This window comes from Salicibibacter cibarius (assembly GCF_016495725.1).
Taxonomy (GTDB): domain Bacteria; phylum Bacillota; class Bacilli; order Bacillales; family Marinococcaceae; genus Salicibibacter; species Salicibibacter cibarius.
The window spans coordinates 2,289,127-2,314,005 of sequence record NZ_CP054705.1 but is presented as its reverse complement, the minus strand read 5'-3'; the positions used below and the strand labels follow the sequence as shown (position 1 = coordinate 2,314,005).

The window sequence follows — 24,879 nt, the reverse complement described above, 5'->3', positions numbered from 1 at the left end:
CAATGATATAATAGATGAAAGGATAACAACATAAGGAGCTAAACTGAGCATGAACTTGCAAATGCTGTATTATTTTATTCAGGTCGCAAAAGAACAGAGCATTACAAAAGCCGCGACGAAGTTATTTATTTCTCAGCCTGCCCTGAGTAAGCAAATCAAAAAGTTGGAAGGGGTTTTAGGATTTCTCGTCTTACGGCGTTCCTCCAAAGGTATTGAGTTAACGGAAAGAGGGGAGGCATTATTTCAGGATCTTGAGCCACTATTTTCGGATGTCCATCGTGCCATTGAAAAACATATGGACCATGAAACGATTCATTTAGGTTGTGCGCCAACGGAAAGTTCTTATTATTTACCCGCTCATTACCGGAGGCTACACAGTGCGAATGTTATCATACCAGACGTTTTGGATAACGATAAAGATTTAATCCCCCTGTTGTTCGACACAAAACTGGATGCCGCGATCATCCAAGATGTGCCCTCATACAAAGGGCTGTTTTCACATTTTTTATTTGAGGATCAATTCGAGATCGCTGTTCCCATCGATCATCAGTTAGCCAAACAATCGAAAGTATCCATTGACGAATGTTTAGCTGAAACACTCATTCTCCCGCTCTCGAGCACACCTTTGCATCAACGTGTCATGACGTTGATTGAGCAGCGAAAAGTGACGCCAAAAAAAGTGATGGAAACATCTTGGCACAACGTTGTGGCTTTCACGGCCGGCGGTTACGGCATTTCCTTTATACCCGGCATTATGGCAAATTATATCGAACTTCGAGGCGTTCGTTTCCTGCCGATTGTGGATTATACGCCCACACGAAATCTTTACTTATTTAGTGTTAATCGTTCAATCCTTGATGTGCTGGTATATGCTCTTTCGGCATAGCAGATGTTTTCCTTGTGCTCTCAGCAACAGGTTTTAGCACGAGTAAAGTCGCAAGTAATAGGCCCGATGCCACAAAAATGGTGGATAACGAAACAAATGAAAGAAAATAACCGGTAAAAATAGGGGCTAAAAACTGGCCGAGGGAAATGAGCAACAACATGATGCCATTCGCTTCTGATGCTTGCTCCTTAAATCGTCGCAATCCCCATAAAACCAACAAGGCGAAATAGGTGAAAAATGTAAGCCCGAACATGATAGCGGAAAGGACTAGAATCGACCAGTGAAAAGCCAATGGCAATAATAAGACTGAAAAAGCCAATGTCGATGTTGTCAGTAAGTAAAAGGTTTGAAAGGGCACCTTTTTTAATGCTAAGCCCGTCAAGACGGAGGCCAAACTAATCAGTCCAAGAAAAGACATAAAGAACTGCGGATATTGGCTTAAAACGGATATGGAAAGCGGCATGTCGTAGATTAGGTTTACCGCATAAGTGACATAAACGCCGGTGCCGATCCCACAAATAACGCTGGCTGCAAAAAAGACTTTCCCTTGATTAAGAAGGGTTTTTTTCTTTACATAACCTTTAAGGGCGTTCCGATCTATCGTTAGCTGGTCTGAAGGCAGCACCTTATAAGTCCATACCAATGTGATCAAAGCTAAAATACTGAAAACGCCCCATATCAGACGCCACTCAGAACCGAATGTAAAAGCCAAAGGACCTGTTAAAAAGATGGCCAAAGCAGGTCCGGCATTAACAAAGGCGATGACCACACTTTGTTTCGATGAATCGATGAGTCGAGTGACCGCTATCGGCATAGCGGTCCATACAAAACCACCGCTTGAACCGCCAATAATAATCCCGGCCATTAAAAGCCATAAAGAAAATGAGGACATGACCAGAAAAAGACCAATCGTTGCCAGCATTCCTCCAATGATAATCGGTTTTTTTAATCCAATGCGTTTGACGCACCAAATCGCAAGTATTGTCCCGATGATATAACCGAAGTAAGGCAGGCCGCCAATAAAGCCTGTCATTTGATGGTCCAGATTAAAGTCATTTTGAATCATGGCAAGAAAGGGACCATACGTATACCTTGCAAAACCATATGTTGCTGCAACGATTAAAAATCCGGGAAGCATTAACTTGATCGGTTTCATCTTATCTAGCTCCTTCACAGAATGAATGCCTATTCCATACAAATTATAATGGAGGTCATCTGATCCCCGGAAATACCGAAAGGTGATCTTGGCATAACCTAAGGTTATACCTCGAAAATTTGTTTCCACTTTGGGAAGGAGTCAAGAAGTATATGGAAATGTGTACCGGAACAATAATATCAGACATGTTAATCTAACTTTATGAGTGGCTGTAAAAAATACTCGAATTGGTCTTTGTTTGATGATAAACGAGAAAGTTCCGAAGGAGAGGTGAACTTTGAGAAATCAGGAAAATTATGAATCGAAGAAACAATGAAGGATTCAATGCATCTGAGACAGGTATGAACGCGTATTCGAGGTGAATGGAAAGATCCAATTGCACCACCGAAAAGAAGAAGATCTTCCAATCAGTGGTGTATGGATATGGATAAGGAGAAAGCTTTAATAATCACGTTCTCCCAGTAATGGGAAGGAAAAAGTGAGCATGAGGGATCTTCAAAGCAGTTAAAACACTTTATGAATCCTTCACTTCCTGATACTGATCGCGAAGGTCGCGCTTGAGAATTTTGCCGCTAGGGTTTTTCGGCAATTCATCGGTTACCTCCACAAATTTAGGAACTTTGTATTTGGCTAACGTGCCTCGGCAAAATTCGATTACTTCCTCTTTTTCCAATGGAACATCCGGTTTTGGAACGACAATGGCCATCACTGCTTCGATCCAATAGGGATCCGGAACACTTACAACAGCAACTTCCGATACGTGTTCCATTTGATAGATCGCTTCTTCAATTTCACGGCTGGATACGTTCACACCACCTGTATTGATCATATCTTTTTTGCGGTCAACGATCGTGACGTAACCTTCCCCGTCCATAACGCCCAAATCACCGCTGTGGAACCAGCCATTACGAAAAGCTTCAGCTGTTTTCCCGGGATCGTGCAGGTAGCCTTTCATGGCATGAGGCGTACGATGAACAATTTCGCCGATTTCTCCGTGGGGGACCTCTTTATCCTTATCATCGACGATTTTCGTCTGTACGTTTAACGCGGGCACACCTGCAGAGCCAAGTTTTCGCAATTGATCTTCGGGTTGCAAAGCGGTGGCGAGAGGCGCAACTTCCGTTTGGCCATAAAAGTTCCAAAAGCGGGCGTTCGGTAAACGTTCGGAAAGTTCTTTTAAAACTTCACGGGGCATAATTGCCGCGCCATAATAGCATTTTTCCAAAGAGGACAAATCGCGGTGATCAAAATCAGGCGATCTGAGCAATCCGATCCATACCGTTGGCGGGCAAAACAGTTGATTCGCTTTTTTGTTTTCAATCGTTTCTAAGATGAGGTCCGGTTTTGCTGCTTCCAGAATGATGCAGGTCGCCCCTACATATATGCTTGGGCCGAGGAAGACGTGGAGCTGGGCACAGTGGTAGAGCGGCATCGCTTGAATCGCTACGTCCGTTGGTTCGATATTTCCATCAACAATACAACTCACATATTCACTAATAATGCTTTTATGGGAAAGCATGACCCCTTTTGGTTTAGACTCGGTTCCGCTTGTATAAAGCACATGGGCAAGGTCATCATCATCGATCTCAGCCTCAACAAAATCTTTCGGCTTGCCGTCACGCGCGTGTGCTAACGGTACCCATCCGTCGTTTAAGCCCTCCATTTCATCTGTATCCATTAAATAACGATGGTTGATCTCCAGTCTTTCGGCAGATGGATCCAAGACATGGGTATATTCGGCAGAAGCAATCATTCCATTCACTTCGGCGTGTTCCAAAATATACTGCACATCATCGGTGGAGAGCATATAATTGATGGGGATCATCACCGCTCCGATACGGGCCAGGGCAAATGTTACGATAACAAAATCAAGGCTGTTTTTGGACATGACGCTAATCATATCACCTTTGCGCATGCCGTCAGTAATGAATGCTCGAGCCGTCTGGTTCACGGCATCATCCAATTCACCGTAATTTAGTTCTTGTGCTCCATAAATGATTGCGAGTTTGTCCGGCATTCGTTCTCGAGTTCCGGCCAACAAATCCCCGAGCGTTTGGCGTCTAGCCCGAGCCAATGTTTTGTCCAATTCTTGATTTGTATCTGTGTTCATGTAAGCCCTCCTTTAGATAAAAATCTATCATTAGTTTAATTTAGAAAAGTAAGATGAGCAATAGTTTTGATTAGTTAGCTAATTGCGCTGCCACATCTTTTCCGCAAAGGATAAGAGTAAGTCGAAAGTAAATTTCCTCGCTAAATTCCAACAAAATATTATAGGCATAGCGGCGTTCAACAGTATCATTCATGAAACATCGACTCCAAAGCATAAAAAGCTCTGGCATGAAATGAGAACACTAATGCTCAATACTAGATTAGCCCTCGGGTAGGGTTTTGAGGACTCTTTATGCTGTCCGAGCCCCATATGAGTCTTCAGAATTGGGTTTGGCGGACTCAAAGTGCTGCATGGGACCCAAATGAGTCCTCAGGACGGGGGTTTGGGGACTTATTGTGTTGCGCGTGATTAATATGAGTCCTCAGGATAGGGTTTTGAGGACTCAATATGTAGCGCGGGAAGTCAAATGAGTCCGCAAATGCGACAAACACGATATGATCAACACCTCCTTCATCTTTCCTTGGAGTGTCGCAACGCGTCTTGTTTGTTTTGGGCGCCATGAAAACGAATGATCACGAATACTTCGTTCATAAATGTTTTCTTCCGGCATAAGAAACGCTAGAATAATGAGTAGGCTGTGATTCGAGGTGAGGCACATGGAAGAAACGGAAACGATTATTCAAATGGAAGATGTACATACTCCTATCCTAAAAAATATTTCCTTACAAGTGAAGAAAGGCGAAATCATTACTTTAATCGGGGGATCCGGGGCCGGGAAAAGCAGCTTGCTTATGCTTCTGAATCGTTTGGTTGATCCGGATAAAGGAACGATTCACTTTAGGGGAAGGGATGTAAGAGATTACGAAATCCCAAAACTAAGGAAATCAATAGGGATGGTATTGCAATCCTCCTCCCTTTTTGAAGGGACCGTTGCCGATAATCTGGCTTTTGGGCCGAAACTGTTTCAAGAATGGGAAGAAAACATGGGAGAAGAACTATTGGCGCATGTGCAACTTCCCGCTTCTTATCTGCATCGTGAGGTGGAAACACTCTCCGGCGGTGAACAACAGCGCGTCGCGTTTGCTCGAACGCTGGCCAACCGCCCGGATGTTTTGCTCCTCGATGAAGTGACAAGTGCGGTGGATCTAAAAAACGTGGATCTTATTGAAGCTTTTCTATTGGAGATTGTGCCCAAAAATGTTAAGGCGATTATGATGGTAACCCATGATGTGAAGCAGGCACGACGACTTGGAGACCGAACGATCTTTATGGAAAATGGAAAAATCGTTGAAATGGGACCAACGGAGAAGCTATTCACAAATCCACAAACCGAACGTCTTCAATATTTTCTGAAGGAGTAACCAATGGCCCCTGAAATTTCGAATGTATCCATGTTTTTTCTCATCTTTTTCGTTCTCATTCCGGTGTCTTTGTCTTATTTTTATGCCCTTGGCTTAAGCAAATCCATCATTTGGTCATCTTTTCGCGGCATCGTGCAATTATTTATCATCGGCTATGTGTTAACGTATTTATTTTCGTTGCCGCCGGCGATCGGGATTACGATCATGCTCTCGATTATGATTGCCGTGGCTTCCTTTCACGCGAGTAAAAAAGGGGCGGGACTGCCTTTTGTTCGCTTAATTATTTTCACGATCATTGTCGGTGTGGCCCTGCTTATCCTTGCCATGTGGCTCGGCTTTGATATGATTTCTTTTGAGCCTGATCAGGTCATCCCAATGAGCGGGATGGTGATCGGCAATAGCATGGTGGCCATAGGTCTGGCGCTCGAACGCATGCAAAGCGAGTTTCAACAGTCAAAAGGGAAGCTTGTCGCTGCTTTGGCGTTGGGGGCTAGTCCGAAACAAGCCTCTACAATTCTCATCCGAAAAATCGTTAAGGCCGCAATGATCCCGAATGTCGATGGGTTAAAAACCGTCGGACTCGTACAATTGCCCGGGATGATGACTGGGCTTATTTTAGGCGGTGTACCGCCCATTGAAGCGATTCGTTATCAGATTGTCATTTCCCTGAGCATTTTTACATCCGTGTCATTGGCTGCGATGATTACGACCATCGTTTTTTATCGTTTCTTTTTTAACAAACATATGCAGTTGGTTGAAATGAAAAAATAAGCAGGCATAAGACGAGGCGCTCGGCTTATGCCTTTTTCATGCATACGGATCAACGTTTCGGGAGACACTACGGGGGAATTATGGCATTTTGAAAGGAGAGAAGGCGATCGTGCAAGACGAATATAAAAAACCTTCCTATGGAGTAAATGTATCCGGGGAGGGGGATGCGTTGGACAACCGTAAAGCGGAAAATGAGAAAGAAGATACGCTCACGGACCGACAGGGCCATCCGATCACGGATAATCAAAATATGACAACGGTCGGCAATCGTGGTCCTACAACACTTGAAAACTATGAGTTTCTTGAAAAAATGAGCCATTTTGACCGCGAGCGGATCCCTGAACGGGTCGTTCATGCTCGCGGTGCCGGCGCCCATGGTTATTTTCAATCCTATGGAAAAGTGGGCGATGACCCGATTTCCAAATTTACGAGAGCGAAGGTGTTTACGAATACAGAGGTTGAAACACCGGTTTTTGTTCGCTTCTCTACCGTTATACATGGCAACCATTCCCCGGAAACACAGCGGGATCCGCGAGGGTTTGCCGTTAAATTTTACACGGAAGACGGAAATTGGGATTTGGTCGGCAACAATTTAAAAATTTTTTTCATTCGTGACGCGATCAAGTTTCCGGATGTCATTCACGCGTTGAAACCGGATCCGGTCACCAATCGCCAGGATCCAAGAAGAATCTTTGATTTCATGGCAAGCTCTCCCGAGGCCACCCATATGATCACGTTTTTGTTTTCGCCATGGGGTATTCCGGCCAATTACCGGTATATGCAAGGTTCCGGTGTAAACACGTATAAATGGGTCAATGATGAAGGGAAAGCGGTGTTGGTCAAATACCATTGGGAGCCGGTGCAAGGCATCAAAAACTTGACGCAAGAAGAAGCGGACCATATTCAAGGGTTAAACTTTAATCACGCGACACAAGATTTATATGAAGCGATTGAAAATGGCGATTATCCGGAATGGGAACTGTACGTCCAAATTATGGAGGATGGGGAACATACAGAGCTTGATTTTGATCCTCTCGATGACACGAAACTTTGGTACAAAGATCAATTCCCCTGGCATAAAGTAGGGAAAATGACGTTAAATAAAAATCCGGAAAATTATTTTGCCGAGGTAGAGCAGTCGTCTTTCGGGACGGGTGTCCTTGTTGACGGGCTTGATTTTTCCGACGACAAGATGCTCCAAGGCCGTACGTTTTCTTATTCGGACACCCAGCGTTACCGGGTTGGCCCCAACTATTTGCAACTGCCGATCAATGCGCCGAAAAAGCGTCTCGGTACGAATCAACGGGATGGTCAAATGACGTATCACGTCGATAACCCTCCTGGAAGTGATCCTCATGTTAATTATGAACCTTCGTTGACAGGGGGATTAAAAGAAGCAGAACAAAAAAGAAAACCGCACGAACCGCATGTGAGCGGAGAAGTGAAAAAAGAGGCAATTGATCGGAAAAATCATTTCGGACAAGCCGGCGAAACATGGCGGCGATTTAATGAACGGGAAAAGGCCGATTTAATTTCAAACCTCTCAAATGCGCTCTCCGACGCGGATGAAGCTATCCAAAGGCAAATGATCCACCATATGTCAGAAGCGGATCCGGAATATGGTCGGCGCCTAAAAGAAGGCATTGAAAAAGTACAAACATCGGAGAATGAAAAACAAGAAGAAGCAGTACTGGACGCCGAACGCATGGGTGATGTGTCCGATCCGTATTAAGCATTGAGCCGCCGTCCTTCGGGGCGGCTTTTCACGGAAAAAGATCATAAAATTTCACGTACCGTATTTATTTATATAAAAATTATATTAAAAAACTAAAAAAGATAAGACAAGATTTTACTATCGTCAAGCATTATATCCTGCATTCGCTCTTTTTAAGACAAAACGCCCACCAAATTGCCATTTTTGTCTTCCTTCAACGTTTTTCAAGACAAAAAACTTAGATAATCCGCATTTTTGTCCTTATTCAAACGTCTTGAAAACAAAAAAGGGAGGCCTTTTATCGACCGCCCCTTTGGTTTTACAATTACCGATATGCACTTTCCCCCAGCAATTCATCCACGGTAACAAAATCTACATTATCGTCCTGCAGTTCCGGAATCACTTTGTCGAGAGCGTCTACCGTTCTGATTAATCCTTCGTCGCCCTCCATACCGGCGCTATGTTGTAAAACAATGGCACCATAATCAATATCGCTTAGTATATTGTCAGCCACCTCTTCAACTTCTAAGTCCTTCCAATCCAAAGAATCTTGTGTCCAAATGATATTGGAATAATTTAAATCCCCTATGGTACGAACATTATCCTCGTTTTGTGCGCCGTAAGGAGGGCGGAACATACGAACTTCTTGCCCGGTGATATCATTAAGAACTGTTTCGGTACGGTCTATTTGCTCTTCGACTTCTTCATTGCTGATCTCTGTAAACTCGGGATGATTCCAGCTATGGTTGGCGATAACATGCCCTTCGTCTATGATGCACTCAACAATGTCCGGATGAGCTTCCGCGCGTTCCCCAATAAGAAAAAAGGTTGCTTCAACATCGTATTCATCCAACTTATCTAAAACGGCCGGAGTGATCAATTCATCAGGACCGTCATCAAAGGTTAACGCTACTTGTTTTTCTTCAGCGGGGCCTTGTAATGTGACAATGTCCGGAAAAGCATTTTGCAACTCCACATTACTGACCGGATTGGGATCACGAACGTCTCTCTCCGAGCCCCCGTCCATCGCGGGTGTTGTTTCGTATTGAACGGTGGTCACTTGATCCTCATCTAAAAGTTCTTCCTCAGGTTGTCGTTCATTCATATTTTGAAAAGGACGCGCATCATCATTTATGGCTCCGGGATCTCCCGTGAAGGGATTACAACCGATGAGCGCCCCCGTTAACATTAATAGCAGCAGGAATAACAACATTGTTTTATTTCGCATGGATGAGTCCTCCAAAAGCAATTGTTTTATATTACTGTTTGCATGGGGAATAACATTTATTCTTGAATTTAATTGTAAACCAATATAAAAAATATGTTGACAATAATGTTTGTATTTTTTACAATTTATGTTGGAAAAGAAATGAGGTGTGCCATGAATACAAAAGATATAACAATGATGGCGATGTTTGCAGCAATTATCGGTATTTTAGGTCTTTTTCCGCCACTTATTTTACCTTTCAGCCCTGTGCCCATTACTGCGCAAACATTGGGCGTAATGTTGGCAGGCTCTATTCTTGGTGCAAAACGTGGAGGAGGAAGTGCTCTTCTGGTTGTGGCTTTGATAGCTGTAGGAGCACCTTTATTGTCAGGCGGACGGGGAGGTTTGGGCATACTGCTCGCTCCCGGCGGAGGATACATATTAGCTTGGCCGATTGCCGCGTTCGTCATTGGTTTTATCATTAATCATGCAAAAAATGTGACAGTAATAAACACTGTAATGGCTAATCTGGCAGGAGGGGTTATCGTGATCCATTTATCTGGCATCCTATATTTTTCCTGGATTGCAGGTCTGCCCTTAACTGCCGCGGCTCTTTCCTCTCTCACTTTTTTACCCGGCGATTTGGCTAAAGCGATTATAGCTGCCATTCTATCTGCAAAAATTCTGCAACATAGTCCTTTTCTTTTTCAAAATAGCGCGGGGGTGAGATGATGAACGTTGCTAAAGGTTTATCAAATTATGCGAAGCATCACCCGGCAGATGTGGCAATCGTAGCAAGAGATGAAAAGCGGACGTATAAAGCCTTTGATAAAACAACAGATAAGATTGCCCGTAGGTTGATCGCGTATTCCAATTACGAAAATTTCCGGGCCGCTTTTTTGATTCCGAACAACATTCGCTTTCTGGAATTGTTTATAGGGGCGGCGAAGGCTGGCTGGACGGCAGTTACATTGGATCCGAAATGGACGACGGAAGAGTTGGAAAAATGCTTAAAGAATACGTCTTTGCATTTGCTGTTTGTTGACTCAACTTTAGAACATAAAATAGCTTCCCTTTCGTTCGATAGAGAACGAATCATTTGTAGCAATAATGACCGATGGTTGAACGAAGGTCCCGAACAGATACCTTTGCCCGACCTTACCGGGGAGGAACCTTTTTATATCGGCTTCACTTCAGGTTCTACCGGCACACCAAAAGGGTATATTCGCTCTCATCACTCTTGGGTGGAAAGCTTTGCGGAAGGAAAAAAAGAATTACCGATTAAAAAGGGGGATCGAGTATTGGTATCCGGTTCTCTCGTTCACTCCCTTTTTTTATATGCCGCATTGCATACGTTAGATGTTGGGGCTACTTGTTATTTATCAGCATCGCCCAAGCCGGAGCGTTTGGCAGATGAGATACAAAAACATGAAATTACCGTTATGTATGGGGTTCCTACAATGTATTTTCGTATGGCAAAGAACGAATCCCGAACGTTCCAGTGCTTGCACACACTGATTACGTCCGGGGCCAAGATGTCTTCCATTGTAACGAAATCATGGCGGAAAATAGCGCCAAATGCAAATTGGATTGATTTCTACGGTTCTTCCGAACATAGTTTTATCGCGATTCTCCATCACGCGGAGGAGGCGAATCCTTCCGCTATCGGCCGTCCCTTTTCTTCCGTATCCATTGATATAAAAAAAGAAGAAGGAGACGTTGGGGAATTGTTTGTATCCAGCCCCATGGTATTCTCCGGCTACGATGGAGGTGAGACAGTCTCTCCAGCCTCTTGGATTCCAACCGGGGATTATGTTTGGAAAGATCGTGAGGGTATCCTTCATTTGGCAGGTCGAAAGCAAAATAAAATTGTAACCGGTGGGCTCAATGTTTATTCTGAAGAAGTGGAAGAGGTGCTTCGTTCCCATGTTGATGTTCAGGATGTTGTTGTCACAGGCATTCATCATCACGAGTGGGGCGAACAGGTCACTGCTGTTCTTGAGATAAAGAATCATCGGCCGCTGACCGATCACTTGATTACACTGTTAATCGAAACGTGCAAAATGTCTCTGGCATCGTACAAATGTCCAAAACATTGGCTGCATATGGACCCAATTCCACTGACAACTAGCGGAAAACCGAAAAGATCTACCGTGAAAGCGTGGGCGGTAAAACGGGAGGAGAAAAATGAGTAATGTTGTGATCGGCTGGGCAAAACGGACACCAATCGGAAAAGTAGGCGGCACATTAAAAAGCTACAGACCGGAAAAAATGGCTGCCGCGCTGATCCGTCAAATGCAGGAAGAAACCGGTATACAAGGGGAAAAGATACAAGATGTGATGCTCGGAAATGTTGTCGGCCCGGGAGGGAATATCGCTCGTTTAAGTGCATTAAATGCAGGAATTCCTGTAAACGTCCCTGGCGTGACGATTGATCGCCAATGCGGATCCGGGCTTGCTGCCATAGAATTGGCTTTTGAACGGGCAAAATGGAACGAAAAAGCGCTTTTTCTATGCGGGGGAACTGAAAGTGTCAGCCAAGCCCCGTGGAAAATGGAAAAGCCATCACGACCTGCACAAGAACTGCCTGTATTATTCGAGCGTGCAAGATTTTCGCCGGATGAAATCGGAGACCCGGAAATGGGGGAGGCAGCAGAAAATGTCGCTCGTACATATCAAGTATCCAGAGAAATACAGGATGAATTTGCTTATAAAAGCCAGCAAAAAGCTGTACGCGCCCAAAAAGAAGGAAGGTTTGAAGAAGAAATCGTTCCTTTAGGGCAAATAAACGAGGATGAATGCCCAAGAGCGAACATATCCATGCGAAAACTGAAGCGAATGCCCGCTGTTTTTCAAAAAAATGGAACCGTTACCGCCGGAAACGCGTGCCCCATTAATGACGGAGCAGCTTTGGCCGTTGTGACAAACCAACAGCAAGCCAACAACCTCGGCCTGGATACGCGGTTTTCCATCGTCGATAGTTGCACGGTAGGGGTCGATCCTAACTTGCTCGGTATCGGTCCAGTGCCGGCGGTACGCGCATTATTAGAGCGTAATAACCTTCATATCAGCGATATTGAAATAATGGAATTTAATGAAGCATTTGCCTCCCAAGTCGTCGCGTCCATTCAAGAGATGGGTATCTCTTGGGACCGGGTAAACCTTGGGGGTGGCGCAATTGCTTTAGGCCATCCGTATGGGGCGTCGGGAGCCGTCTTGATCGTCCGTTTGCTAAAAGAAATGGAAGTAGCTAATGCGACATTAGGAATTGCCACGTTGGGAATAGGCGGTGGAATGGGGACAGCAATGTTGGTGGAGCAACAAAAATGAGCGGCGTGAAGAGTGCGCCGCTCATTTTTTTATGATCGTTGATCGTCTTGATTATTTTGCCCGTTTCTTTCTTCCTCCATTTCCTCTTGCACTTGTTGATGCACGTCTTCTTTTATTTTATCGTACACTTCATCTCTCATCTCATCGTACATTTCTTCACGGATATTTTCTGTGAGTTCCGCTGTTTCTTTTTCTTTCTGCTTTCTTTTTGCGATCTTATGATCTTTCATCATCATGAGAAGAACGACGATCACCATAGAAACCATGATCACCCCAAAGGGGAGCGCAGATACGATAGCAGCGGTTTGTAATCCTTCCAAACCTCCGGTTAATAGCAGAACGCTTGCCGTGCCGGCAATCAAAAATCCCCATATAATTTTAATGGAGAGCATTGGTTTAAGCCCGCCTTGCGAGGTCATGACCCCAAGCACGTAAGATGCGGAATCAGCCGAAGTAATGAAGAAAATGCCGATTAACACAAAGGCCAAGATGCTCATAATCAGTGCCATAGGCATACTGGAAAGCATTTCAAACAGCGCGATTTCTTCATTCGCGGTCACTAATTCGGAAATGCCGGTGCCCATCACAATTTCCTGGTACAGCCCAGTACCGCCAAACGCCGTGAACCAAACAACACCGACTAAAGATGGCAAAAGCAGTACCCCCATCATATATTCCCGAACGGTTCGCCCCCGCGATACCCTCGCGATAAATAAACCGATAAAGGGGGCCCAAGACATGTGCCACGCCCAGAAGAAGATCGTGTTGGCACCGAGCCATTCGCTCTCTTCCGCCGAATGTGGGGCTAATTCCAAACTCATCGGCACAATGTTGGACATGTATCCGCCAAGTGTCGTCAAGAAGCTCTCGGCAATTTGGATCGTTGGTCCGGCAGCGATGACGAACAAAAGCAAGACGGCCGCGAGGACCAAATTGATGTTACTTAAATACTTGATCCCCCGGTTTACGCCGGAAGCTGCCGAAATGATAAATAAAACGGTAACGATGGCGATAATTGTAAATTGGGTAACGAAATTATTGGGGATGCCCGTAATATAAGAGAGCCCCCCGGACATTTGCAACGCGCTCAAACCAAACGTTGTCGCAACCCCCATCGCGGTCGACATCACAGCAAATGTGTCAATTGCTTTTCCCGGCCATCTTTCCATTTGGTTTCCAAAATAAGAGGCGAAAGCGGAACTGATTAACGCCGGTTTATCTTTTCTAAACTGTACATAAGCAAGCGTTAACCCGACTACGCCAAAGATTGCCCATACGTGCAGAGACCAATGAAAGGATCCATAGCGAATACCTGCGTCAGCAGCCGCTGCCGTTTCCGGGGTAATGCCTTCGGGCGGATCCAAGTAATACATGACCGGCTCGGCTACTCCCCAAAAAACAAAGCCTACGCCGATCCCGGCGGCAAAAATCATGCCGATCCACGTATAAAAAGGGTATTCGGGCCGATCATCTTCTTTACCGAGCCGAATTTTTCCAAAAGGGCTGAAGACGACAAAAATAGAAAAAGCAACAAAGAAGGCCGTTGCAATCATGTAAAACCAGCCAAAGTTCTCAATGGTAAAGTCCAGTGCAACATTCGCGACGTGTTCCAGCGACGGGGTGTTCAGCGCCCCCCATAAGACGAATGCCAGCACTAAAATAGCTGAAATCGCGAAAACAATGTTTGGACGCTTCATTTCGTATGTATAATGCTTTGACATGTCAACGTAAAGGCTCCGTAATTTAGAACCTTTACATTCCCCCTTTCAAATGAATAACAGTATATGTGTAATGTTACCCTACTCTTTTCATTCGCAAACAAAAAAACAATTCGAGACAGACTTATAGCCCGAATTGTTTGGCAGTTGTTTCATTATTTTCCAGTTGGTTAATAAATTCTTTCAATACATGCACATCCAACGTAATATTCACGCCTTGGGGGGACGTAATAAATACTTGGTTATAGCTACGAGCTTTTTTAAATTGGTAGCCATCGATTGTCATTAATACTCGTTCGTCCGGTCTTGCCATTTTTCGTCACCTCTCTTTCATATTTTTTATTGTAACGAAGAAACAGCATAGATGCTATGCCTTAATTCCATTTTTTTTACCAGGGAGGTGTGATAATCTTGATAAGAAGGGGAGGGCATAAACAATGGAACATTTGGATCGGAACATAAATGAAAACGTATTGCATATTCAACGATCGGGCATCCGGCAATTTTTTGATAAAGTGGCGACTGTAGAAGGAGCGGTGCAACTCACTCTCGGCCAACCGGATTTTCACACCCCCGGTCATGTGAAAGAAGCCGCCAAACAGGCGATTGATCATAATCACACCACTTATACGGCAAACGGAGGCATTCCGGAACTGAAAGAAGCCGCCACGGATTTTTTACGGGAAAAATACGGATTGACGTATGATGCGAAAAGAGAAGCAATCACCACCGTTGGAGCAAGCCAGGCGCTGGACATTGCCTTGCGCACAATGCTTTCTAGCGGGGATGAGGTGCTTTTGCCTGTACCGGCGTATCCGGCATATGAACCGCTTATTCGGCTAAACGGCGCGAAGCCAACGTATATCGATACGAGCAAGACGAATTTTAAGCTGACAAAAGAGGCAATTCAAGCAGCGATAACGCCGCAAACACGCGCAATTATCCTATCCTATCCTTCCAACCCGACCGGGGTGGTGCTCACCGAAGAGGAATTAAAGGCGATTGCCGCTGTTCTTCGGGATACAAATATTTTTGTTGTCAGTGATGAAATCTATAGCGAACTCGTTTATGCGCGGCCTCATTCCTCCATTGCTTTCCAACCCGGCATGAAAGAACGTACCGTTGTCATTAACGGCTTGTCGAAATCACACAGCATGACGGGATGGAGAATCGGTTTCGCGTTCGCACCGGCAGCACTTACGGAACAACTGTTGAAAGTGCATAGCTACAACATTTCTTGTCCAAGTTCCATTTCCCAACATGCCGCGCTTTCGGCATTGACCGTAGGAAAAGACGATGCGGATCGCATGCGGACGGAATATGAAAAACGACGGGATTACATGCTTCGTCGTTTACGTGACATGGAAATGGCCGTCGAAAAACCTGAAGGCGCCTTCTACTTGTTCCCGTCGATCCAAACGACCGGACTTGATTCCTATACATTTGCTGAGCGTTTATTGGAAGAAGAAAAACTTGCCGTCGTTCCAGGCACAGCCTTTTCTTCATATGGCGAAGGGTTTGTGCGCCTTTCCTATGCTTATGACATGGAAAATCTCACGGAAGCATGCCATCGCTTGGAACGGTTCATCCGTCGGCACGGGGCTTAGGGCGTTTGGACACATAGGGTTGTCCTTTTTCAAAAAAACGCCACGGATAGTCTCTCGCTTCGCCGCTCGAATCAATGCCGACTCGCGGAGAAGTTTCGACAACAATGTCTTCTCCGGATCCCTCTGCAATGAAAAGAGAGTCGCTTTGAAGATCGTATCCGTTGTATCGTTCCTTCGTGATGCCAAATGCTTGCCCGAGTTTACCCGGACCGTTCGTTAATTGTCGCTGCTGGGGCAGTGTCAACGTGTTGTATGGGCGTTGGAATCGGTTTTTTGCCATCGTTTCCAGCCCTTCTAACGGTTCTGCCGCGCGGAGCAGTACCCCTTCGGGATACTCGGGACCCACGGTGACACAATTTATACAGTGATGAATGCCATAGATGAGGTAAACATACGCGTGACCCGCTTCCCCGAACATTGTTTCATTTCTGGGCGTGCGGCGGCCGCCGTATGTATGGGCGGCACGGTCGTCCGGTCCTTTATATGCCTCGACTTCAACGATTTTGGCCACGAGTGTTTCGCCTTCTTGCTGATGAACGAGACGTTTTCCAATAAGTGCATTTGCAACTTCCAACGTAGGCTGTTGAAAAAAAGCACGTGGGAGTTTTTGCATTGGGATCTGATCCTCCTGATTGTCTAACAAGCTGAAATCAAGTACAATGAATCAATAAAAGGGGTGATGGATATGGCAGATGAACAAGATATCCAAGAAACAGAAGAACGGGTATGGGCAGAACTGGAAAATGTCATTGACCCTGAGCTCGGCGTGGATATTGTGAATCTTGGTCTAGTATACGAGGTCGACTTGGATCCTGACAAGAATGTAGTGATTACCATGACGTTGACGAGCATGGGCTGCCCGCTTGCAGGCATGATCCAATCGGAAATAAAAAATGCTTTATCAGGATTGCAAGACGTAAATGAAATCGGGGGCGTCGAAGCAAACATCGTTTGGAGCCCACCGTGGGATAAGGACAAAATGTCCCGCTATGCAAAAATCGCGCTCGGCGTTGCCGATTGATTTCAGAAAGGACGTTGACTTCACGACCAATATTGGTGGCGAAAGTCAACGTCTTTTTTACACTATCATCCGATATGTGGATGTTTGGGTTTGATCTGAAGGAATAAATAAAATAACTATATATTTTACAATAAACATACTGCCGATGTCAACAGATAACTTGCATTATTTCAGATTATATGATAAGCTATAATTACAATAATATGGAGAGGACATTCGATCATTGTGCGCAACTTATTCTAGACAGAATTTGGGTGCGGTTTTTTAATTCGTGGCGGACTGATCAGAAAATACGCGTCTAACTATAATGAACATGGAGAGTGTATGAATGAATTTAATTAATGAAGAAATAACTCATAAAACCTTTGGTGAAGGAGATATTGTGGATCAGGACGAATCTAGCATCACGATTGATTTCAATGAGGAGACAAAAAAATTCGTTTACCCTGATGCTTTTGGAACATTTATAACATTAAAGAATCGGGATACTGCGAAGTATCTGCAGAAAATCATTTCTGAACGGGAGACGGAAAAGAAAGAGCTTGAAAAGAAACGGGAAGAGGACAAAGAGCGGCAGGCGCTTGAACAGCAGCTTAGAAAAAAACTGAAGAACAATAAAATTCATAAAAGCTCTCAAATTGTTTTCTGGTTAGACGAAGAAGTGCAACAAAATGTATTTACCGACTGGCAAATGCCTAGCGGTAAAGTCAAAAGCGGAAAAAATAAAGGCGAGCTTAACAGGCCATCACGATTGCGTCCGAACAGTCTATGTCTTTTGACTGCAAAAAAGTCGGACAAACCAGAAACAGAAAGACAAATTCTCGGTCTCTATATGGTAAGTGAAACATTTATCGGCAATCTTAGCGATGATGGAATCGTCCCGGCTCATGAGGAATTTAGAATCAAGCTCACAGACCATGAAACTGAGAACATGCTTTTCTGGAATTATTATGTCAATAAGAAATATCCTCATCGAATGACATGGAATTCCGGTAAATATCGATATTTCGAAAATGCTTGGGCCGCTCAAATCTTAAAGGATATTATTGCATTAAAAACGGATGAAGAGGAAATAAAAGTGGCTGAAAATTTCCTGAAATACTTCTGTGAAATGAATGCCCTTGACGTCGATAACATTCCAGAGGCGAACGGAGCTTTAAAGCAATAGTCATCAGATTTTTATAAAGCCGCATTCTTCAATGGAAGAATGCGGCTTTATAACGTCAACAGTCAACGGGATCGGCTTCCGTCTTCCGGCTTCTGAACCCTAACTTCCGGGTGATCATGCTTTTCTGAACGCTTCCACGGTGTCGCTAAACATTTTCATGGCATTCTCCACCGGTTCCGGCGTTGTTAAGTCAACTCCCGCTTTTTTCAATAATTCGAGTGGAAAATCCTCACTGCCGCTACGCAAAAACTGCAAATAATTGTCGAGTGTCTCCTTATTGCCATCAAGAATTCGCATGGCGATATCAATGGCCGAGACAAAACCTGTCGCGTATTGATACACATAAAAAGCCCGGTAGAAGTGGGGGATGCGTGACCATCCATACTTCACTTCATCGTTGAAAACGAGCGTTGGCCCATGATAGGTGCGAAAGAGCGATTCATATAATTCATTTAAACTGTTCGCATCCAACGGCTCTTCCGCTTCCGCCCGTTCATGGGTTTGTTTTTCAAAATCCGCGAACATAACTTGAGTAAAGAACGTGCCTTTGAACTGTTCAATGAAGTGATTGAGCAGATATTTCCGCATTTTCGGGTCCTCGGTTTCTTTGAGCAAGTGTTGGATCAGCAAGACCTCGTTGACGGTAGACGCAACTTCCGCAACGAAAATACGATAGTTGGCTGTAATTTGCGGCTGGTGTTTGTTTGAAAAGTAGCTATGCATCGCGTGGCCCATTTCATGGACGAGCGTGAACTGGCTGTTTAAATCATCATGGTGATTAAGCAAAACGAATGGGTGAACGCCATACACGCCCATATTATACGCGCCTGATTTTTTTCCCCGTGTTTCCCGCACATCAATGTAGCGTTTATCTCTGAACTCCCGGAGAACTTCAATATATTCATCACCAAGAGGCGCGAGCGCTTTCAGCATCGTATCGTAAGCGTCATCATAAGAAATGTCCACTTTCATATCAGGAACGAGTGCCACGTTCAAGTCATACTGGCGCAGCTCATCGACACCTAGTTTTTCTTTTCGTATGGCCGTGTAATCATGCAAGGGTTGAATGTTATTTTTTGCTGTTGTAAGCAAATTTTCATACACGTCCACGGGAATATTATCTCCGAAAAGGGATTGGCTGAGCGCAGAGTCATGACCACGCAATTTTGCGATCGTCGTGTTTGTTTTCACTTCTGCGGCAAGGTTCGTCGCGATCGTGTTGTTTAATTCCACATAAGGCTTGTAATAGGCCTTATAAGCTTCTTTTCGAACGTTCCGGTCTTCATCTTCGATGCGCTTCGCGTACATGCCGCGGCTCAACTGCACCTCGTTCCCATCTTCGTCGGTCACATTGCCAAACGGGATATCGGCATTATTGAGCATATTGTACGTATCCGCAGGCGCTGATAACGACTCGCCTAATTGTGAAAGCAGTTCTTCTTTTTCTTTCGAAAGAACATAAGGTTTATATCGAAACGACTTCCATAGATTGTCTTCAAAATAAGCAAGTTGCTCTTCTTCCTGAATATATTGCTCCAAAGTTGCTTCATCGAGGCTTAATAAAAAAGGCATGAAAAAAGCTGTTGCTTCACTCACTTTTACACCTGTCTGGGAAGCTTTTGCTTTCAGTTGCTGCGCATGGGAATCCCGGGTGTCGATGTCGGAAGAAAACATCGTGTAGGCGAAAACATGTTGGAGCTTATAAATCATTTCTTCTTGTTTTTTTAAGTAGGCGAAAAGAGAAGCGCCGTCGTTGATGTTTCCATCGTACGTTTTCAGGTCACCTGCCATTTTCAACACATCATCGACGTCTTTTTGCCAATCATCTTCGGATGTGTAAAGGTCGGTCAAATCCCATTTTTCTTTTTCAGGAACATCCTGCCGTTTTTCATACGTCGTTGTCATTTTTATACACCCGCTTTTTATTCTTTTCTTTATTTGTTTCACATATCTTTGATTTTACCCAAAACTTTTTTCCAATTCATCAACCAATGATCCGACATAGCTAACCGCTTGCGAAATGGGTGCGGAGGTCGACATATCAACGCCGCCTTTTTTGAGCAAGTCAATCGGTTCCATTGTGCCTCCCGCTTTAAGCATGGAAAGCCATTGATCGACGGCCGGTTGTCCCTCGGTCGCAATTTTTTCGGAAACAGCCGTGGCTGCCGTTAAGCCAGCAGAATACGTGTAAGGGTAGAGGCCCATGTAATAGTGCGGTTGCCGCATCCAAGTAAGGGCCGCGCCGTCGTCAAGGGTGAGCGCGTCTCCCCAAAAACCGGAAAGAACATCATATTTCAGTTCGTTCAACATTTGGGCGGTGAGGGTTTCTCCTTTCTCAGCGACCTTGTAAACCTCGCGTTGAAAAGCCCCTTCCAACAAGTGTGTGACGAAATTATGATAGTAAGTGCCGAGTAATGACAAAATCACCCAACGTTTCATTTTCACATCCTCTGATTTGTTAAGCAAATGGCGGGCCAGCAGCATCTCATTCAACGTTGACGGCGCTTCAATCATATAAGTGGACGGGCGTACGCTCCCAACCCTTTGCTGTTGATTCGCCAAATAAAAATGGCCGGCATGCCCAAGTTCATGGGCCAAAACGAACGTCCCGCGCGCCATGTTCGTCCAGGTGAGAAGGATAAAGGGGTGGGTGCCATAAGGGCTGGAACAAAAAGCGCCGGTTTGCTTGCCAATATTATCGGCCCGGTCCACCCAACCTTCGTATAATCCTTTTTCCATGATCGATACGTATTCGCTTCCCATCACGTTCAGAGCTGCCAAAATCGTCTCTGCCGCATCATCATAACTGATTTCCGGTTCGTAATCAGGGTCGAGCGGCGCTTTTATATCCGCGAGCGTCATTTTGTCCAAACCGAGCACCCGTTGCTTTAGTTTGGCATAGCGCTGCATATGCGGCGCCAATTCCTCATAGATGGTGTCAATTTGCCGATGATAGATGGCTTGAGAAACCTGCTGGGGGTGCAAAAGCATATCGGTCACAGATGCATAGCCGCGCAACCTGGCGGTCGCCACCTGTTTTTTAACTTCAGTGTCGTACGTGCCGGCATAAGTATTTTGGTAGCGACGCAACCCGTCGACAAATGCATCGTAAGCCTTTCGGCGAATGTTCGTTTGGGAGGAGAATTCGTATTTATCCTCGTAAAGGGCGAATGACAAAGGGTATTCTACCCCTGAATCATCTTGAAAAGGGGAGAAGGTTAAATCGGCTGATTTGCTTTGCTCATAAATCTTCAAAGGGGCGTTATGTACTTCCCCTAATGCCGCGAGGATTTCCTCGGATTCTTTCGAGAAGGCATACGGTTGATCCCGTAAAATATCTTGAATAGGTGTGTCATATTTGTGCAAATCAGGAACGTCCTTAAAAAATGCCCCGATTGTTCCTTCAGACAAAGCAATGATTTCAGAAGAAATAAAGGCAACCGCTTGGTTGTACTCGCTCATTAAGGCTCGGGCTTTTCCTTGGCGGGCTTGGTTTTTCGGATCGGTGCCGTTTGTTGCCATTCGTAATTGCGCATAGGTGGTGATGGGGATCAGATTTTCCTGTAACTTTTCATCCGTCTCGAAGCATGCGAGTAATACGTTCCCACTTTCATGCAATCGTCCTTTATACTGACATACTTCCGGTATTTGCGCTTGTAACTCCCCATAAGCCTTTTCCCACGCTGCCTCGCTGGGGAAAAGGTCTTCGATGTGCCATTTTTGGTTTTCGGGGACTTCTTGCCGCTGTTTTAGCGTATGTTCCGTCATCAATCAACATCCCTTCTGAATTGTTCATAGACCTTCAAATTCGCATAGACCGCTTGTAAATAAGGGGCAGAACACTTATGTTTTTCCGCAAGCCGAAGCAGATAGCCTTGGATATGGTCAGCTTCAACCGGCAATCCTTTTTCCTTATCTTTTTGCATCGAGGCTTTCGTTTCATCGGAGAGTTTCAAGAACTGGCTCCATGCCTTATCAGCAAAATCATTGTTGATGGGTTCATCTGTATGCCGCATGACCGTGACGATTTCGTCAATGAGCTTATGTGTAAATGCTCGCCCTTCATCGCTCTTGCGAATCGGTCCGACCGGGCTGTTAAACAGTGTGGTAATCCCGGACAGCGTGGTGATAAATAAATATTTTCGCCACATCGCCTCGGAAATATGTATGCTCGTTTGCACGTCGGCATTCGATTTTTCGAAGCTCGCGGCAATCCGTTTGACGCGTTCGCTCATATCTCCGTTTCGTTCCCCGAACGTGAGGCGATGACCGCTGCTCGTATGGGAAATGTGACCTTCCTCTGTGAGCGTTGATTCAATGTGGCAAAGCCCGCCTAACACCGCACCTTTGTTAAAATAATCATCAAGCGTATCAAGATGGCCAATACCGTTCAAGAGCGGGATGATTGCCGTCTCCTCGTTAATAAAAGAAGAAAGGTCTTGAAGAACATTGTCTAGCTGGTAGGCTTTCGTGCTCAATAAAACGACATCGAATGTTCCCGCTTCTCCCTTTTCGATGAGCGGGGGATCAAGTTTCGCATCTCCTTTTACACTTTCCAAGACAAGCCCGGTTTGCTCCAACTGCTTTCGGCGTTTGGACCGCACGAGAAACGTGACATCTTCACCGGCTTCCAGTAAGCGTCCGCCGAAATAACCGCCAACCGCGCCGGCACCAACAACAAGAAATTTTAATCCCATAACGATTCCTCCTTATGAAAGGTAACTATATCACCAGTATAACGAATTGGAAAAACTGTGAAAATAATTTCGTCTTTTATTATAATTAGTCGATAAGTGAGAAAAGATGTTAAACTGATGGAAACGCTAGAAAAAAGGATGTCTCCGATATGAAAACATTTCAAGCCTCAAAAGCGATTCAACGATTGCCGGATCAGTATTTTGCGAAGCTGGAAAAGAGCATTCTCGCCCTCAAAGATCAAGGGCACGATGTTATTAACCTGGCGCAAGGGAGTCCGGACCAACCGACACCTAAACATATTATTGAATCGCTGCAAGAAGCAGCGGAAGAACCGCGGTATCATAAATATTCACCATTCCAAGGGTTTCGTTTTTTAAAAGAAGCAGCGGCCGACTATTATAACCATCATTATAACGTCGACTTGGACCCGGACGAGGAAGTTTGTGTTTTGTTCGGCGGGAAAGGCGGGCTCGTGGAAGTGAGCGAGTGCATGCTCGATAAAGGCGACGTCGCGCTCGTTCCCGACCCGGGTTATCCCGATTATTGGTCAGGCGTTGCGCTCGCGGATGCGCAAATGGAAATGATGCCATTGCGCGAGGAGCATCACTTTTTGCCACAGTACGAAGCGATTTCGGAAGCAGCAAAGGAAAAAGCTAAGCTCCTATTTATTAATTATCCCAACAATCCGACCGGGGCCGTCGCTGATCGCGCGTTTTTTGAAGAAAGCGTCGATTTCGCCAGCGCCAACGATATTTGTGTCGTACATGATTTTGCTTATGGTGCACTAAGCTTTGACGGCAAACGCCATGAAAGTTTTTTGGAAGTTCCAGGGGCAAAAGAAACGGGCATCGAGATTTACACCTTGTCGAAAACCTATAATATGGCGGGTTGGCGTATCGCTTTCGCGGTAGGGAACCGTTCGGTGATCCAAATGCTCAACAAGATTCAAGACCATATGTACGTCAGTCTCTTCGGGGGTATCCAAAAAGCGGCCGCAGATGCTTTGAAAGGTCCGCAAGATAATGTCGATGAGCTGATTGACATGTACCAAAGCCGCAGGGATGTCTTAATGGAAAAAGCACGTGAAATGGGGTGGAAAGGCGAAGCGCCCAAAGGTTCTTTTTTTGCCTGGTTTCCGTGCCCCGACGGCATGACTTCTGATGCATTCGCAAGCAAACTCCTGAAAGAAGCCCATGTCGCTGTTGCACCGGGACGTGGTTTTGGCGAACATGGCGAAGGGTATGTGAGATTAGGACTCGTCAATGATGAAAAGACAATCGAAGAAGCGTTGGACCGCATTGCAAAATTGAACGTTTTTTAGTAGGAGGGGAGATGGACATGAAGATCGCGCTTTATCAAATGAATGTTCAAGCCGGAAAACCGGAAACAAATCGAGCTAAGGTGCAACAGTGGCTGAAGGACGTCGCGGAGCGTCACCAACCAGATGTGGCTGTACTGCCGGAAATGTGGACGACCGGATACACGCTTTCCGAAATTGCCCAACTTGCAGATGAGGAAAACGGGCAAACACAGCAAATGCTAAAAAGTCTGGCAAAAGAACACAAGATCGATCTCGTTGCCGGATCCATCGCCGTGAAGACGGCTGACGGGGTTGTCAATCGCGCGCTGACCATCTCCGGAAACGGGGAGGTCATTAGCGAATACGACAAGATCCATTTAGTGCCCATGCTTGATGAACCCCGTTATTTAGCGGCGGGGAAAGACAAGGTACGCCCTTATGAGCTCCAAGAAACAACGATGGGGTCATTCATTTGTTATGATTTGCGCTTTCCGGAAATCGCTCGCTCATTAGCAGTGAATGGAGCAAAAGTGATCTACGTTTTCGGCGAATGGCCGGAAGCGCGACGTGATCATTGGGATGCCTTATTGCGGGCAAGAGCGATTGAAAATCAATGTTTTATCGTGGCCGCAGGCGCTGTCGGCAGTCACGACGGCCCGAACTTTTCCGGTCATTCCACCGTGATTTCACCTTGGGGAAATGTGCTCGCGCTTGCAAGCCCCGATGAGGAAGAGACACTCGTCGCCACTATTGATCTTTCCGAAGTGGATGAATTCCGAGAAGCTGTGCCGGTCCTAAAGAACCGACTTCCGGCCCGTTATTGAAAGGAAGC

22 protein-coding genes are annotated in these 24,879 nt (G+C 45.3%); 12 read left to right on the top strand and 10 right to left on the bottom strand.

All coding sequences use genetic code 11. The features are described 5' to 3' along the window. The first annotated feature begins 49 nt into the window (after positions 1-49). Positions 50-886 (top strand): LysR family transcriptional regulator, encoded by an 837-nt coding sequence (locus HUG15_RS12005; RefSeq protein ID WP_200123341.1) that lies wholly within the window; start codon positions 50-52, stop codon positions 884-886. Here the strand turns inward: HUG15_RS12005 and HUG15_RS12000 are convergent. The 3 genes from HUG15_RS12000 to HUG15_RS23370 all read right to left on the bottom strand — a co-directional run bounded on the left by HUG15_RS12000 (position 840) and on the right by HUG15_RS23370 (position 4,345). After that, a complete protein-coding gene (locus HUG15_RS12000) occupies positions 840-2,042 on the bottom strand; it encodes an MFS transporter (protein ID WP_200123340.1) in 1,203 nt (400 codons plus the stop codon). The two genes, HUG15_RS12005 and HUG15_RS12000, sit on opposite strands and share 47 nt — an antisense overlap. 514 nt (positions 2,043-2,556) lie before the next feature. After that, on the bottom strand, positions 2,557-4,152 hold the full coding sequence (locus HUG15_RS11995; RefSeq protein ID WP_200123339.1) for a fatty acyl-CoA synthetase: 1,596 nt from the start codon (positions 4,150-4,152) through the stop codon (positions 2,557-2,559). A gap of 70 nt (positions 4,153-4,222) precedes the next feature. Continuing rightward, a complete protein-coding gene (locus HUG15_RS23370) occupies positions 4,223-4,345 on the bottom strand; it encodes a hypothetical protein (protein WP_281393472.1) in 123 nt (40 codons plus the stop codon). A gap of 463 nt (positions 4,346-4,808) precedes the next feature. Here HUG15_RS23370 and HUG15_RS11990 point away from each other — a divergent pair, with 463 nt between their 5' ends. The 3 genes from HUG15_RS11990 to HUG15_RS11980 all read left to right on the top strand — a co-directional run bounded on the left by HUG15_RS11990 (position 4,809) and on the right by HUG15_RS11980 (position 8,016). After that, a complete protein-coding gene (locus HUG15_RS11990; protein ID WP_200123338.1) occupies positions 4,809-5,513 on the top strand; it encodes an ABC transporter ATP-binding protein in 705 nt (234 codons plus the stop codon). 3 nt (positions 5,514-5,516) lie between these two features. Then, positions 5,517-6,284, top strand: a complete 768-nt coding sequence (locus tag HUG15_RS11985; protein WP_200123337.1) for an ABC transporter permease — start codon at positions 5,517-5,519, stop codon at positions 6,282-6,284. Positions 6,285-6,393: 109 nt separating this feature from the next. Then, positions 6,394-8,016, top strand: coding sequence for a catalase (locus HUG15_RS11980; RefSeq protein WP_200128957.1), 1,623 nt, complete (start codon positions 6,394-6,396; stop codon positions 8,014-8,016). A gap of 307 nt (positions 8,017-8,323) precedes the next feature. Here the strand turns inward: HUG15_RS11980 and HUG15_RS11975 are convergent, their stop codons facing one another. Continuing rightward, on the bottom strand, positions 8,324-9,226 hold the full coding sequence (locus HUG15_RS11975) for a polysaccharide deacetylase family protein (protein ID WP_200123336.1): 903 nt from the start codon (positions 9,224-9,226) through the stop codon (positions 8,324-8,326). A gap of 153 nt (positions 9,227-9,379) precedes the next feature. On the opposite strand from HUG15_RS11975, the gene HUG15_RS11970 reads away from it, so the two are divergent. The 3 genes from HUG15_RS11970 to HUG15_RS11960 are packed head-to-tail and all read left to right on the top strand — an operon-like array spanning position 9,380 to position 12,535. Next, positions 9,380-9,937 (top strand): biotin transporter BioY, encoded by a 558-nt coding sequence (locus HUG15_RS11970; RefSeq protein WP_200123335.1) that lies wholly within the window; start codon positions 9,380-9,382, stop codon positions 9,935-9,937. After that, entirely contained in the window at positions 9,937-11,400 is a 1,464-nt protein-coding gene (locus HUG15_RS11965; protein WP_200123334.1) for an AMP-binding protein, read from the top strand. Before HUG15_RS11970 ends, HUG15_RS11965 begins: the two co-directional genes overlap by 1 nt. After that, on the top strand, positions 11,393-12,535 hold the full coding sequence (locus HUG15_RS11960; RefSeq protein WP_200123333.1) for a thiolase family protein: 1,143 nt from the start codon (positions 11,393-11,395) through the stop codon (positions 12,533-12,535). Before HUG15_RS11965 ends, HUG15_RS11960 begins: the two co-directional genes overlap by 8 nt. Positions 12,536-12,564: 29 nt before the next feature. Here HUG15_RS11960 and HUG15_RS11955 read toward each other — a convergent pair whose 3' ends face one another. Together HUG15_RS11955 and HUG15_RS11950 are read right to left on the bottom strand one after the other, a co-directional pair. Further along, on the bottom strand, positions 12,565-14,256 hold the full coding sequence (locus HUG15_RS11955; protein ID WP_200123332.1) for a BCCT family transporter: 1,692 nt from the start codon (positions 14,254-14,256) through the stop codon (positions 12,565-12,567). 121 nt (positions 14,257-14,377) lie between these two features. Beyond that, the gene (locus HUG15_RS11950) at positions 14,378-14,566 is read right to left on the bottom strand and encodes a hypothetical protein (protein WP_200123331.1); all 189 of its coding nucleotides are present in this window, start codon (positions 14,564-14,566) and stop codon (positions 14,378-14,380) included. Positions 14,567-14,690: 124 nt separating this feature from the next. Here HUG15_RS11950 and HUG15_RS11945 point away from each other — a divergent pair, with 124 nt between their 5' ends. Continuing rightward, positions 14,691-15,860 carry an aminotransferase A gene (locus HUG15_RS11945; protein WP_200123330.1) on the top strand — a complete coding sequence of 390 codons (1,170 nt, stop codon included), beginning with the start codon at positions 14,691-14,693 and terminating at the stop codon, positions 15,858-15,860. Here HUG15_RS11945 and HUG15_RS11940 read toward each other — a convergent pair. Beyond that, entirely contained in the window at positions 15,838-16,473 is a 636-nt protein-coding gene (locus HUG15_RS11940) for a DNA-3-methyladenine glycosylase (protein WP_200123329.1), read from the bottom strand. The two genes, HUG15_RS11945 and HUG15_RS11940, sit on opposite strands and share 23 nt — an antisense overlap. A gap of 72 nt (positions 16,474-16,545) precedes the next feature. Between HUG15_RS11940 and HUG15_RS11935 the strand changes: the two genes are divergently transcribed. Together HUG15_RS11935 and HUG15_RS11930 are read left to right on the top strand one after the other, a co-directional pair. Beyond that, entirely contained in the window at positions 16,546-16,881 is a 336-nt protein-coding gene (locus HUG15_RS11935; RefSeq protein WP_200090273.1) for a metal-sulfur cluster assembly factor, read from the top strand. Positions 16,882-17,209: 328 nt separating this feature from the next. Then, positions 17,210-18,049 carry a malate synthase gene (locus HUG15_RS11930; RefSeq protein WP_200123328.1) on the top strand — a complete coding sequence of 280 codons (840 nt, stop codon included), beginning with the start codon at positions 17,210-17,212 and terminating at the stop codon, positions 18,047-18,049. Between the two features lie 114 nt (positions 18,050-18,163). Here HUG15_RS11930 and pepF (HUG15_RS11925) read toward each other — a convergent pair whose 3' ends face one another. The 3 genes from pepF (HUG15_RS11925) to HUG15_RS11915 are packed head-to-tail and all read right to left on the bottom strand — an operon-like array spanning position 18,164 to position 22,746. Further along, positions 18,164-19,954, bottom strand: a complete 1,791-nt coding sequence (gene pepF / locus HUG15_RS11925) for an oligoendopeptidase F (protein ID WP_200123327.1) — start codon at positions 19,952-19,954, stop codon at positions 18,164-18,166. A gap of 54 nt (positions 19,955-20,008) precedes the next feature. Continuing rightward, entirely contained in the window at positions 20,009-21,817 is a 1,809-nt protein-coding gene (pepF, locus tag HUG15_RS11920) for an oligoendopeptidase F (protein ID WP_200123326.1), read from the bottom strand. Continuing rightward, on the bottom strand, positions 21,817-22,746 hold the full coding sequence (locus tag HUG15_RS11915) for a ketopantoate reductase family protein (protein ID WP_200123325.1): 930 nt from the start codon (positions 22,744-22,746) through the stop codon (positions 21,817-21,819). Before HUG15_RS11915 ends, pepF (HUG15_RS11920) begins: the two co-directional genes overlap by 1 nt. A 149-nt stretch (positions 22,747-22,895) precedes the next feature. Between HUG15_RS11915 and HUG15_RS11910 the strand changes: the two genes are divergently transcribed. Continuing rightward, positions 22,896-24,068, top strand: a complete 1,173-nt coding sequence (locus HUG15_RS11910) for a pyridoxal phosphate-dependent aminotransferase (RefSeq protein WP_200123324.1) — start codon at positions 22,896-22,898, stop codon at positions 24,066-24,068. An 11-nt stretch (positions 24,069-24,079) separates the two neighbouring features. Then, positions 24,080-24,871 (top strand): carbon-nitrogen family hydrolase, encoded by a 792-nt coding sequence (locus HUG15_RS11905; protein ID WP_343073108.1) that lies wholly within the window; start codon positions 24,080-24,082, stop codon positions 24,869-24,871. Positions 24,872-24,879: the final 8 nt, after the last annotated feature.